We start from the raw sequence: 12,620 nt of genomic DNA on the forward strand, positions 1-12,620 counted from the left end.
GCGCGGTTCGCGGGTGGGGCCCTCTCCCACGGCTCCACCCGCACTTCCGCTCACCGGGTGATCGCGAACCGTGAGCGATTCAGATCCAGCCGCGTTCCTCCGCGAGCAGCACCGCCTGCTGTCGCGTTCCGACCGCGAGTTTCGCGAGAACCGCGGAGATGTGGTTTCGCACGGTCCCCGGCGCGAGCGACAGCGCCCGCGCGATCTGTCCTGTCGTCTCGCCGCGTCGGCCTGCTCGGAGCACATCGAGTTCGCGATCGGTGAGCGGTGCCCGTTCGTCGCTGAGAGCATCCGCCGCGATCTCAGGATCGACGTATCGCGCACCCCCTGCGACCCGTCGGATGACATCTGCGACCTGGTCCGCGCCCCGTGATTTCGGCAGGAATCCCGCGACACCCGAGGCCAGCGCGCGGCGCAGCACGCCGGGGCGAGCATGCCGGGTGACGACCACGCATCGAGTGGAGATGGAACGGTTGAGGCGCTCCGCGACCTCGACTCCGTCGAGCCCCGGCATCTCGAGGTCGAGCAGGCAGACGTCGGGCTTCACCCGGAGGGCTTCAGCCACTGCCTCTTCGCCGTCTGCGCATTCCGCCACGACCTCGATGTCGTCTTCCAGCCGGAGCAGAGCGGCGAGCGCGGATCGGATCATCGCCTCGTCGTCGGCGAGCAGCACGCGGATCATCGCGGAGACTCCCCGTACTCAGAGGCGGTATCGCCTGCCGGCACCGTCACGATCACCCCGAACTCGCCCTCGGTCTCACTGATGTCGAGGGTTCCGCCGGCCTCGGCGATCCGGCGCCGCACGCCGTCGAGTCCCGAGCCGGTGTGATCCCCCGACTCGTTGTGACCGACGTCGTTGGCGATCTCGAAGCGCCATCCCTCTGAGACTCTCGTGATGGCCAGGCGCGCGCGCCGCCCCGCTCCGTGGCGCAGCACGTTGGTCGTCGTCTCGCGGATCACCGGACCGAGCGCCGCGGACGGCGCCTGATCGGCATCCGCGGCGATGGATGCATCGACCTCGAGACCCGCGGCTCGCAGCAGGTCGCGAGCGTTCGCCACTTCATCGCCGAGCGGGACAGTGCGGAACCTCGTCGCCAGGTCGCGCGTGCCCTGCCTGGCATCGTCGACACTGGTGCGCGCGAGGCGCAGCTGCTCGAGCGCGGCTTCGGGGTCTCGCTCCATGAGCCTCTCCGCGAGCTCGAGCTGCAGCGCGATCACCTGCAGGTGATGGCCCTGCAGATCGTGCACGTCTGTCGCGACCCGCAGGCGCTCCTGTGTTGCGGCGAGTCTGGCTTCAGAGGCTCGAGCACGGTCGAGCGTGACCAGCACATCCCACCACCACAGCGAGCTGACCGTCATCGAGGGGATCAGCACCGCGTAGAGGGACGGACCCCAGACTTCCGGGCCTCCGACGGCCGCACCCCGTGCTCCGTCGACGAAGGCGAGCACGAGCATGAGCGCGGTCAGGAAGAGGACCACTCGATAGCGCACTCCGCGCGGCCAGTTGAGCAGCACCGTCGACTGCACTATCGGCATGGCGGCCAGAAGCAGGCTGTCTGCGAGCACTCCCGCCGCAGCGCCGTAAGCGACCGCGATGAGCAGAGGGGCGGCGATTCGCGCCCAGGGGATGCCCGCCTCGGCATCGATTCGACGACGGTAGTCGGCCAAGAGCCACACCGTCGACGACAGCCAGAGGAGTCCTCCGATGCCCACGACCGCGGGCACGAAGGCATCGACGGTCTCGGTGAACACGCGAAGCGTCCAGATGAGCACCAGGAAGAGTTCGAGGAACACCACGGCCGTGAAGGTGTACCACCACGTGGCGGTGATGCCGTGTGCGAGCTGGCGCGCCCCCGGCGGAGGGTCGCCGACCGAGGCAAGAGGGCGCGAGGAACTGCTCATGCACCCCACGATACGGGCGTGACACATGTCACGGATGCGTCGTGCGAACGACCCGGACACGAGTGACGACCCGACACTTCTGTCGGACGCCGGGTCGCGGTGAACTGGATGCATCGCGTCGGACACTCCGTCGCATCGACCCGCAGGAGCACATCATGAACCTCGTCGAGAGCTTCCAGGACATCGTCGCGCAGGTCCCCGACCTCGTGCAGCCCCTCATCGTCGCCCTGGCGGGCGCGATCCCGTTCATCGAGGGCGAGGGGGCGGTGGCCATCGGCATCATCGGTGGCATCAATCCGGTCATCGCCGCGATCGCCGCGATCGTCGGCAACTTCGTGTGCGTCGCCATCCTCGTCATCGCCAGCTCGGGTGCGCGCACAGCGATCGTCAACCGCTCCCGCACGCGTCAGGCGGCAGTCGCAGGCGGAGGCACGGTGGTCGAGGACGAGACTCAGGTCGCGCCTCGCAACACCGCTCGTCGCGAGAAGTTCCAGCGCGCGTTCGAACGCTATGGCGTTCCGGGCGTGAGCCTGCTCGGCCCCCTGCTTCTTCCCACGCACTTCACCGCCACGATGCTCGCAGCGTCGGGGGTCGGCAAGGCACGGATCCTCATCTGGCAGGCGGTCGCGATCATCGGATGGACGACCATCGTCGCGGTGATCGTCGGCAGCGCGGTGTACGCCATCCGTTGATCCCTCGAAGGGTGCGCGGCGCTGCGAGCCAGCGCATGAGAGGGCGGTTGCCGTCGACCACAGGTGTCGACGGCAACCGCCCTTATTCATGTGGTCAGCGCGACGCGCCGGTCCGGCGCCTCGCCGCGATGCCGGTCACGACGACTCCTCCGACGATGAGCACCCCGGCGATCGCCAGGAGCACCTGCCCGGTGCCACCGCCGGTGACCGCCAGCCCTCCAGCCGTGGGCGGTGCCGCAGTCGTCTTCGGCGTCGCAGACGGTACCGGTGACGCCGTCGGAACGGGAGTCGGATCGGGCGTCGCGAGGGGAGTCGGGGTCGGTACCGGAGCTGGCGTCGGAGTCGCTACCGGCGTCGGAGTCGGTACCGGCGTCGGAGTCGGAGTCGGAGTCGGAGTCGGAGTCGGAGTCGGAGTCGGGGTCGGCGTCTGCACGCCACCCCCGTCACCCCCGCCGGTCTCGTCCACGGTGTGAACGGCAGTCATCTCGGTGGTGTTGACGACCGCGTGGTTGCCGAACACCTCACCCGGGAGCACCTGGCCGTCGGCCTTCGTGTAGTAGACCAGCTCGTACGCGAAACCGCTCGTCGGCAAGCCGCTCGCCGTCAGTCGGAACGAGAGGCCGTCGTCGGCGAACACCATCGCATACCGTTCGGGATCGACGGGGGTCCACGTGCCCGTCAGAACCCCCTCCTGCACGGTGCGCTGGCTCAGGCGCATCTCACCCGTGTAGTGGTGAGCGGCGAGATCACCGTCGAGCGTGTCGACGATGGTGAAGCCGCCGTCATCGACGTGGCCGCTCGGAACGCCGACCGTCCATCTGAGTCGGCCCTCTGTCGCTGTCTCGCCGCCGTACTTGTACGGCTCCGCATCCTCGGTCACACGCTCCGGCCCGATCCCTCCGGTGCCGGGCAGATCGACGACTTCGATAGTGTCGCCCAGATCGAAGATCACCGTCTCGCTCGTGGTCGCGGTCGATGCCTGCGCCTGCATCCAGAAGGTGCCGCCGACCGCGTCCAGCCCCTCGACCTCCGCCGTGAGTGTGCACACGATGTCGGGTCCCTGGCCTGATGCGACGACGCAGCTCGCCAACACGGCACCGGTCGCGGGATCGGCGAGTGTGAACTCGCCCGCAGCCTGGCGTCTGAACTCCGTCGGCAGCGTCATGCCGAAGGTCTCTCCCGCGTGCGCCCCGTCGGGCACCGACCACTCCCCCGCGATACGAACGGTGTCCCACTGCCCCACCGCACCGCTCCCGCTCTCAGTACTGAGCGTGAGATCGCTGATCGCACCGGGGTAGGTCACGGTCGGAGCAGCCGCAGCAGGCAGCCCCGCCCCCCACGCCCCTGCGAGCGCGAGCACGACGCCGAAGAGGGCGGCGAAGAGCCGCTGACCTCGTGATCCTCCCCGATCACGACCTGAACTGCCGTCAGTTGCGCGCGTCGGAGCGCGCAGAACACCATTTTCTCCGGTCATCGTCTTCCCCAGTCCGATTCACGTCGCTCCCATGTGCGACCCTTCTACGAGAACAGAGAATCGGTCGCCGATGACGTGTTCACCGGAATACAGCACCGATATTCCGAAACTGCAGGTGACGGCTCAGGGGGGTCGCTCAGTCGGTGCTGCGCACCGAGAGCATGCGCCAGCCCTCGGGAACCTTCGCCTCGAGCGCGGTCATGTCGCCGGCCTCGATCTCCTGCACCCCGTCGACGCGCCAGAAGGTACCGGTGGACTCCATCTTCGCTTCGCCCTTGAGCATGCGTACGGGAGCCGATGCGAGCACGAAACCGGGCTGCTGATGGGCGATGAGCTGGTCGTGCACGTCTTCGAGGGTCGTGCCGATGACGTCGACGGTGCTGCTCTCGACGGGACCGATGAGGGCGATGAGCATTCCCCCAGCCTACGAGGTCAGGCGTTCGCGATCTCGGGTTTGCGGTCGGCGGTTCCGCCCTCGACCGGCTCCGGCGTGATGTACAGGCCCGAGGGCGAGTTGGCCGTGAAGGCGAGCGCATCGACCCATGCGCGGTTGATGGCCGGCTGGCGGCTCCCGAAGTACTTGAACACGAGCGCGCTGCCCGAGTGGATCCAGACCGTCGTGCGTCCGCCGCCGACGCTCGAGTCTTCCTTCCAGGAGAAGGAGAAGGGCTCGCCACGACGCAACTTGGCTGTGATCACGAGCTGCACGTGCGTGAGGGCACGGTCCTCGATCTCGACCTTCTGGCCACCTTCGTAGATGAATCGACCCATCAGAGACTCCTCTGCTTCCACCCCACGAAACCCGTGCCAGAGGGGCGATCCGGGGGAATCGCCGCGTAGGGGTGACTCCAGGTTCTCACGTGGGGATGTACGGATGCTGTTCGCAGACCCGAGCCGTCCTCAGCGCGCAAGAATTCTGCGCCCATCGTCACGTTTCCGATGGCTACCCTTGATATATGGGAATGCTGTTCTATGGCGCCGCCGAGGATCCGATTCGCATCGAGGACCGCGCTCTGGCCCATCTCAAGGTGGCGATCGCCACGAAGCTGCGTCGCCAGGAGAGTTTCACCCTGTCGTGGCGACACCCCGACGGCGAATCGCAGGGACGCTCGACCATCTGGCTGCACCCGTCGATGCCGCTGCGGTTCGTCTTCGACGAGGCAGAGGCCCCGCAATTGAACATGAGATGGATCCAGGAGCTGATGATGGACGCCAGCTCATCGGGAGGCATCAGTCTCGTCGATGAGGTGGAGGATGGTCCAGGCATCGCGGATGCCGGTCTCGCCTGACGGCCTCTGATCGCAGCGCCGCGCAGCGCTCACGCAGCGTGCCGCCATCGCGGAACCACGAGCGGGCTGCCGGATTCGGGATCGGCGATCACGCGCGCATCCACACCGAAAACGGTCGAAACGAGTTCTTCCGTGATGACCTCGGCGGGCGTACCGGTCGCGACGACCTCGCCCTCCTTCATCGCGATGATGTGGTCGGCATAGCGCGCGGCCTGGTTGAGGTCGTGCAGCACCGCGACGAGAGTGTTGCCCTGACGCCGGTTCAGCGATCGGCAGAGTTCGAGAAGCTCGATCTGATGGCTGACGTCGAGGTAGGTCGTGGGTTCGTCGAGCAGCAGGATAGGCGTCTGCTGCGCGAGCGCGACCGCCATCCACACGCGCTGCCGCTGCCCTCCGGAGAGCTCGTCGACGAGACGACCCGAGAGATGGCGGATGCCGGTGGCGTCCATCGCCTCCCCGACGGCCGACTCGTCTTCGGGCGACCACGGCGCGAACAGCCGCTGGTGCGGGTAGCGTCCGCGTGTCACCAGATCGACGACGCGGATCCCGTCGGGCGCGACAGGTCCCTGCGGGAGCAGCCCGATCTCGCGCGCGAGCTGCTTGGTCGGCAGATCGTGCAGGCTGCGGCCGTCGAGGAGCACGTGGCCGCGCGTGGGAGGGAGGAGCCGGGTGAGGCTCTTCAACAGCGTCGACTTGCCGCAGGCGTTCGGCCCGACGATCACGGTGAACGCACCGTCCGGGATCTGCACAGTCACGTCTTCGCAGACGAGGGTGTCGGCGTAGCCGAGAGCCGCGCCGTCGACGGTCAATCGAGTCATCACTTCTTTCCTTCTCGGAGGAGCAGCCAGAGGAAGTAGAGTCCGCCGATCGACACCGTGACGATGCCGACGGGCAGAGGCGAGTCGGGGTGGATACGCTGCGCCACCACATCGGCGAGCAGCAGGAGCAGAGATCCGACGGCGGCCGTCGGCCCCAGAGCGAGGCCGTCAGAACGGACGATGCGGCGAGCGATCTGCGGCGCGGCGAGCGCGATGAACGAGATCGGCCCCACGGTGGCGGTGGCGAGCGCGGTGAGCCCGACGCCGATCACGATCGCCGAGACCTGCACCAGCCGCACGTTCTGTCCCAGCGCGGTCGCGAACGGCATCCCGATCTGCATGATGCGCATGGGACGACTCAGCGCCGCTGCCGCGACGATGAACAGCGCCGATCCGGCGAAGGCCGTCGCGAAGGTCGGCCAGGAGACACCCGACAGATTGCCGGCACCCCAGAGCCCCGCCATGATCGCGTCCTCGACTGTCGCCGTGAGGAGGATCCAGACGTTCACGGACGCGAGCATGGCGCTCACTGCGATGCCGACGATGATCAGGCGCACTCCGCGCACCGCGCCGCGCTTCGACGACAGGAAGAACACGATGAAGGCGGTCGCCACGCCACCGGTGAGCGCCCCGACCATGGTCGCCGCCGATCCCCCACCGAGGAGCAGCATCACCACGAGGGCACCGGTGTACGACCCGGTCTGGAAACCGATCACATCGGGAGACCCGAGTGGATTGCCGGTCAGGTTCTGGAAGATCGCACCGCTCAGCGCGAGGCAGGTACCCAACAGCACCGCCATCAGGATGCGGGGAGCGCGCCATTCGAGCACGACCATGGCGGTGTAGTCGTCTCCCCCGCCTGCGAGGGTGGCGAGCGCCTCGAACGGGGTGATCTGCGCGGATCCCGTGCACAGCGCGTAGACGGCGAGCAGCACGATGGCCGCCCAGATCGAGAGGCAGATCACGAGTGAGCGCGCATCGACCAGGAGAAGAGGGCGCGAGCGCGGTCCGAGGCGGAGAACGCGGCGTCCGAAGTCCAGGGAGGTCACGGGGTCACACCTCCGAGACTCGGAATCGGCGCACCATGTAGATCAGCACGGGGGCCCCGATGAACGCGGTGACGATGCCCACCGGCACCTCACCGGCGGTGATGATGCGGCCGAGCACGTCGGCGAAGCCCATGATCGCGGGCGCGATCAGCACGGAGTAGGCCATGATCCACCCCTGGTGCGGACCGACGATCATGCGGGCGAGGTGCGGCGCGAGCAGGCCCAGGAAGCCGATGGGACCTGCTGCAGCGGTCGCGCCGCCCGCGAGCAGTGCGATCGCGACGAGGGCGACGAGTCGGATGCGCTGAGGATGCGCCCCCATCGCCACCGCCGACGCCTCCCCCAGCGAGAGCACGTCGAGCGATCGGGAGCTGAGGAGAGCGATGACGAGGCCCGCCGCGATGATGGGCACGATGGCGAGAGTGGCGTCGAGGGGCTGGGAAGCGGTCGTTCCCGCCGACCAGCCGCGGAGCCGCTGCAGCATCTCGGAGTTCGACAGCAGCACCGCCGACGTGAAGCCCGACAGCACCGCGCCGAGTGCGACGCCCGAGAGCGTCATGCGCACGGGGTTGCCCCGCGCCGGGCCTGTGTTGCCGATCACGAACACGAGCACCGAGGTGATCATCGCGCCCGCGAACGACCACCACATGTACTGCGAGATGTCGGTCACGCCGAAGAACGCGAGGCCGACCACCACGGCGAGGGAAGCACCGGCGTTGACGCCCAGGATGCCGGGATCGGTCATCGGATTCCGAGTGACCGCCTGCATCAGGGCTCCGGCGACTCCCAGTGCCGCCCCGGCGACGAGCACGAGAACGGTGCGCGGTACGCGCGAGAACCAGATCGTCTGCGAGATCGCGTCGTCGGGGTCGGGATGGACGAGGAAGTGCAGCACGTCGGCTGGCGCGACGAAGCGAGAGCCGACCAGCATGCTGGCGGCGAGCGCCGCGGCGCACAGGACGGCAAGAGCGATCAGCCCGATCCACCGACGCCGATGGTGCTGTCGGGTCGCGGGCGGTCGGGTCGCGGGGGGACGCGGGTCCGCCCCGGACACGAGAGTGTTCGAGGCGGACCCGGATGCCACGTGCTGCGCGTGCATCGGGGCGTCAGGCGACCTTGGTCGACGAGGAGACGAGCTCGGTCAGGTCGTTCAGCCAGGCCGCGTACGTCGAGGCCGTCATCGCGCCCTTCGAGCTCCACGCGCCGAGCTGCTCGGCCTGCACTGCGGGCAGAGCGTCCCAGAGCTCGGCACTGAACGAGAAGTCGTCGTTGTACCCCTCGACGAGCAGGATGTCGGCGCCGAAGGTCGATGCATCCTCCCAGGCGACCTGTCCCCACGGGTTGCCGGTCGCCGGGGCGTCGGCGCCGACGATCGTCGCGCCGAGCTCTTCGAGCATCTCGGCCTGAGCGAATCCGACGCCCGTGTAGAGCATCTCCTTCGTGGGGCTGGTGAGCATGATGTCGAGGTCGCTGCCGGCGATGGCAGCGCCGAACGATTCCTTCGCCTCAGTGAGGTCGGCGTCGGACTGGGCGATGGCGTCGGAGGTCACATCCGCCCCGAAGAATGCCGCGATCTCTCGGGTGTCGGCGATGCGTCCGTCGATCGTCTCGCTGCTCGGCAGCGGCACGAACGGCGCGACACGGGTGATCTGCGCGTTCACCTCCTCGTCGAACCACGACCACCCGTCGGCGGTGCCCTGTCCGATGATCGCGTCGGGTCGCAGCTCGGCGAGCTTCTCGACGTCGATCTCGCCGTCCTTGCCGACGACCGGGATGTCGGAGACGTCTGCATCCCCCATCACGAACGGGTTGTCGCACTCGTACCCGAACAGCGCGACGGGCTCGACGCCGTACGCGTGCAGCGAGCTGTACGCGTAGCAGTCCATGACGATGTCCTGCGGCTGAGCATCGAAGTCGATCTCGAGGCCCTCGAGCGAGGGGTGCGTGAGCGTCACGCCCGCGTCGCCGTCGGCGTTCTCGTCTGCGGCTCCTTCCGACGAGGCGCAGGAGGCGAGAAGCAGGGCGGACGCGGCGACGAGGGCGGCGAGTGAGGACCGGCGGAGCACGGAAGAGACCAATCTGTCGGTGGGTGGGATCGTCACGACCGTAGCAAGCTCCAAGTTAGGATAGGTAATCCTAACCACCATGCCGGGCGTGTCGATGGACGTCGACACCCCCGCACTTCGTCATACCTGAGGACGGGGTATCTCTCTCCTCTTGAGGAGAAGGCATGCGGCCGCCGCGAGGAGCACAGCCACGACGGTGGTGATGCCCAGGGGCAGGATGCTGAGCGATCCGGCGATACCGACGAACGGCGCCGCGATGCCGCCGAACCCGAACCGCACCATGCCGAGCAGGGACGATGCGGTGCCCGCCATCTGGGGGTAGTCGGACAGGGCGAGGGTGGTCGCCGGGGGTGCGGTGATCGCGACGCCGCTCGACAGTGCGAACAGCGCGACGATGACGATCCACAACGGCATCGGCTCGAGGCCCGCGAGGAGGAGTCCCACGGCTCCCAGCCCTGTGACGACGACGCCGATCGCGAGAGTGCCGGGGATGCTCCACCGCTCCGCAGCGCGCCCGGCCAGATAGCCGAACACCATGTGGCCTGCGGAGTTGAGCCCGAAGGCCGCCGCGTACCACTGCGGGGTGAGCCCGTAGATGTCCTGGAGCACGAAGGTCGAGCCTGCGAGATACGCGAACAGCGCCGCGTAGAGGAATCCCTGGTTCAGCACCGCACCGAGGAACACGCGATCGCCGAGCAGGGTGCGGTAGGCGTGCAGGGTCTGCCCGAACCCGCCACGGGTGCGCTGCTCGACGGGAAGGGTCTCCCCGAACACGAGGAGGGTGATCACGAGGATCAGCACGCCGATGACCGCGAGGAAGACGAACAGCCCCCGCCAATCGGTGAAGGTGTTCAGCAGGCCCCCGAGCAGAGGGCCGACGATCGCAGCGAACCCTCCGATGACCGTGAGCCGACCGTAGAAGCGGATGAGGGCCTTGCCCTCGAAGACGTCGCGGCCGGCAGCGGTGGCGATGACGATGCCGACACCGCCGGCGAGCCCCTGCACGAGGCGGGCGAGGATCAGCAGCTCGATCGACGGGCTCAGCGCACACAGCACCGAGGTGAGGATGTACGCCACGATCCCGATCAGAAGGATGCCTCGGCGCCCGAACCGGTCGGACAGCGGCCCGGCGATCAGCTGACCGGCCGCGAGCCCGATCAGGCAGGCCGTCACGGTGAGCTGCGCCACCGAGGTGACCGCGCCGAGCTCCTCTGTGAGTGCCGGCAGCGCCGGCAGGTAGAGGTCCATCGAGATCGGTCCGAATACCGTCAGCAGCAGAAGCACGGACGGCAGCAGACGACGCGTGGTGCCGGTGGGTGGTGACGAGACGAACGACATGATCCCAGTGTCTGCGCAACGCTCTCCGGCAGGGAGTCCCGGTCGAAGGGCGTACCGACAGGGCACCCCACAACACCTGTCCACGCGCATAGCCTGGGCTCATGGAGAACCGAGAAGAGGTGCGCGAGTTCCTCATGACGCGTCGCGCACGGGTATCGCCGCAGGCCGCCGGAATCCCGGCCGGATCGAACCGGCGAGTCGAAGGACTCCGGCGCAGCGAGGTCGCGGCGCTCGCCGGGGTGAGCGTCGAGTACTACTCCAAACTCGAGCGAGGGGCGATCGCCGGCGCATCCGGCTCTGTGCTCGACGCGATCTCTCGAGCACTCCAGCTCTCGGATGCAGAGCACGCGCACCTGCTCGACCTCGCCCGCCATGCCGACGGTGTGCCATCGTCCGGACGCCAGCGGCGCCGGAACATCAGGTCCGGACCGCCTCGCGCCAGCCTCGAGTGGGCGCTCGCCTCCATCACGGATGCCGTCGCCGTGGTGCGGGACCAGCGGCAGAACCTCATCGCCTTCAACACTCTCGGTCGCGCGTTCTACTCGCCGCTGATCGGCGACGGCGGCCGGATGCCGAACTTCGCCCGGTTCCAGTTCCTCGACCCCGCAGCCCACGACTTCTATCCGGACTGGGACACCTTCGCCGACATGTGCGTCGCCGTGATCCGCGCCGAAGCGGGCCGCGATCCCCACGACAAGGGCATCCAGGACCTCGTCGGCGAGCTCTCGACGCTCAGCGACGAGTTCCGCACGCGATGGGCCGCGCACAACGTGCGCACCCATGGATCGGGCACCAAGCGATTCCGCCACCCGGTCGTCGGCGACCTGACTCTCGTGTACGAAGAACTCGCGATCACGGCCGACCCCGGGCAGGTCCTCCTGATCTACTCCGCCGAACCCGGCTCGCCCTCCGCAGAGCGCATGCGGCTGCTGGCCTCGTGGAGCGCCGATGCCGACACGATCACGGATTCGTCTTCGCGAACCTAGACCGTGCCGCCGGCGAGGAGGACCGCGATCCTGCGAGCGGGCGGAGGAACTCTCGCCTGGTGGCGGTGATGTCGGCCTCTTCGCGAGTCGGGTGGACCCGGTTGGTGAGGAGCACGCCGACGCCGCCGGATGAAGTGACGGCGAAGCATGTGCCGGTGAAGCCCGTGTGGCCGACCGCATCGAGATCACCCATCCAGTCCGCGTCGCGGACCCGGAGCCCGACGGCCTGGCCGTACCCGGCGTCGGCGGTGATCGCCGGCGTCGTCATCTGGCGGATGGCATCGGTCGACAACACGCGTCCGCCCGGTCCCGTTCCGTCATCGCGGATCATGCGGGCGAGGGCGGCGACGTCGTGAACCGTGCCGAACAGGCCCGCGTGACCCGCCGGGTCTTCGAGTGCGTGTGCGAGCTCGTCGTGAACCGACGCGCGCACCAGACCCCGGTGCGGCTGCAGCTCGGTCGCGACCGCCACTTCCCGAGGCGGCGCCCAGGTCAGTGTCGTTGCGCCGAGAGCGGCGGCGACGTCGGCGATGTTCTCGGACAGCGGTCGACGTGAGGCGCGGGCGATGATCTCGCCGACGACGATGAACCCGACGTCGGAGTAGCGGTGCGCGGTCCCGGGCCTGCTGCGAAGCGGGCTCCGCAGCACTGTCGTCATCAGCTCATCCCCGACGACTCCCGTCCGCCACGCTCCCGCTTCGGCGGGGAGCCCTGACGTATGCGTGAGGAGATGTCGGAGGGTGATGTCCTCTGCGCCTTCGCCGGTCCCGGCGCGGAGCACGCTTCCGATGGGCGCATCCAGGTCGAGCACTCCCGCGTCGACGAGACACAGTGCGGCGACCGCCGTGTAGATCTTGGTGAGTGAGGCGAGGTCGAAGAGGTGCGCCGAGTCGAGCGGGGTGGGGTCATCGAATGCCGGGGCGCCGCTCAGGGTCAGCTCGTCGGCATCCGCGCCGGGGATGCTCAGCAGAGAGGCCCACGCAGAGCCTGGAGCCCCGTTCACCAC

Annotated in this window: 14 protein-coding genes; 3 read left to right on the forward strand and 11 right to left on the reverse strand. The window is 68.3% G+C overall.

The genetic code is table 11. The features are described from left to right. Positions 1-79: 79 nt before the first annotated feature. Together ACZZZN_RS11780 and ACZZZN_RS11785 are read right to left on the reverse strand one after the other, a co-directional pair. Entirely contained in the window at positions 80-682 is a 603-nt protein-coding gene (locus ACZZZN_RS11780) for a response regulator (RefSeq protein ID WP_463505328.1), read from the reverse strand. Beyond that, a complete protein-coding gene (locus ACZZZN_RS11785; RefSeq protein WP_463505329.1) occupies positions 679-1,902 on the reverse strand; it encodes a sensor histidine kinase in 1,224 nt (407 codons plus the stop codon). Before ACZZZN_RS11785 ends, ACZZZN_RS11780 begins: the two co-directional genes overlap by 4 nt. Before the next feature lie 155 nt (positions 1,903-2,057). Here ACZZZN_RS11785 and ACZZZN_RS11790 point away from each other — a divergent pair, with 155 nt between their 5' ends. Beyond that, positions 2,058-2,594, forward strand: a complete 537-nt coding sequence (locus ACZZZN_RS11790; RefSeq protein WP_463505330.1) for a small multidrug efflux protein — start codon at positions 2,058-2,060, stop codon at positions 2,592-2,594. 94 nt (positions 2,595-2,688) lie between these two features. Here ACZZZN_RS11790 and ACZZZN_RS11795 read toward each other — a convergent pair whose 3' ends face one another. From ACZZZN_RS11795 to ACZZZN_RS11805, 3 genes are all read right to left on the reverse strand, one after another. Beyond that, positions 2,689-4,068: an Ig-like domain-containing protein gene (locus ACZZZN_RS11795; RefSeq protein ID WP_463505331.1), complete on the reverse strand. Its 1,380-nt coding sequence runs from the start codon at positions 4,066-4,068 to the stop codon at positions 2,689-2,691. Positions 4,069-4,204: 136 nt separating this feature from the next. Then, positions 4,205-4,483: a hypothetical protein gene (locus ACZZZN_RS11800; RefSeq protein ID WP_463505332.1), complete on the reverse strand. Its 279-nt coding sequence runs from the start codon at positions 4,481-4,483 to the stop codon at positions 4,205-4,207. A gap of 17 nt (positions 4,484-4,500) precedes the next feature. Further along, a complete protein-coding gene (locus ACZZZN_RS11805; protein WP_463505333.1) occupies positions 4,501-4,839 on the reverse strand; it encodes a DUF7882 family protein in 339 nt (112 codons plus the stop codon). A 185-nt stretch (positions 4,840-5,024) separates the two neighbouring features. Here ACZZZN_RS11805 and ACZZZN_RS11810 point away from each other — a divergent pair, with 185 nt between their 5' ends. After that, on the forward strand, positions 5,025-5,357 hold the full coding sequence (locus ACZZZN_RS11810) for a DUF7882 family protein (protein WP_463505334.1): 333 nt from the start codon (positions 5,025-5,027) through the stop codon (positions 5,355-5,357). A gap of 29 nt (positions 5,358-5,386) precedes the next feature. Here the strand turns inward: ACZZZN_RS11810 and ACZZZN_RS11815 are convergent, their stop codons facing one another. From ACZZZN_RS11815 to ACZZZN_RS11835, 5 genes are all read right to left on the reverse strand, one after another. Continuing rightward, entirely contained in the window at positions 5,387-6,175 is a 789-nt protein-coding gene (locus ACZZZN_RS11815) for an ABC transporter ATP-binding protein (RefSeq protein ID WP_463505335.1), read from the reverse strand. Then, entirely contained in the window at positions 6,175-7,224 is a 1,050-nt protein-coding gene (locus tag ACZZZN_RS11820; RefSeq protein ID WP_463505336.1) for a FecCD family ABC transporter permease, read from the reverse strand. Before ACZZZN_RS11820 ends, ACZZZN_RS11815 begins: the two co-directional genes overlap by 1 nt. A gap of 4 nt (positions 7,225-7,228) precedes the next feature. Next, entirely contained in the window at positions 7,229-8,323 is a 1,095-nt protein-coding gene (locus ACZZZN_RS11825; RefSeq protein ID WP_463505337.1) for a FecCD family ABC transporter permease, read from the reverse strand. 7 nt (positions 8,324-8,330) lie between these two features. After that, positions 8,331-9,326, reverse strand: coding sequence for an ABC transporter substrate-binding protein (locus ACZZZN_RS11830; RefSeq protein WP_463505338.1), 996 nt, complete (start codon positions 9,324-9,326; stop codon positions 8,331-8,333). A gap of 84 nt (positions 9,327-9,410) precedes the next feature. Further along, entirely contained in the window at positions 9,411-10,628 is a 1,218-nt protein-coding gene (locus tag ACZZZN_RS11835; RefSeq protein WP_463505339.1) for a multidrug effflux MFS transporter, read from the reverse strand. 101 nt (positions 10,629-10,729) lie between these two features. On the opposite strand from ACZZZN_RS11835, the gene ACZZZN_RS11840 reads away from it, so the two are divergent. Further along, positions 10,730-11,614, forward strand: coding sequence for a helix-turn-helix domain-containing protein (locus ACZZZN_RS11840; protein WP_463505340.1), 885 nt, complete (start codon positions 10,730-10,732; stop codon positions 11,612-11,614). On the opposite strand, the gene ACZZZN_RS11845 is transcribed toward ACZZZN_RS11840, so the two are convergent. Next, positions 11,589-12,620 (reverse strand): serine hydrolase domain-containing protein, encoded by a 1,032-nt coding sequence (locus ACZZZN_RS11845; protein WP_463505341.1) that lies wholly within the window; start codon positions 12,618-12,620, stop codon positions 11,589-11,591. The genes ACZZZN_RS11840 and ACZZZN_RS11845 overlap by 26 nt on opposite strands.

The organism is Microbacterium sp. AC145, assembly GCF_979258505.1.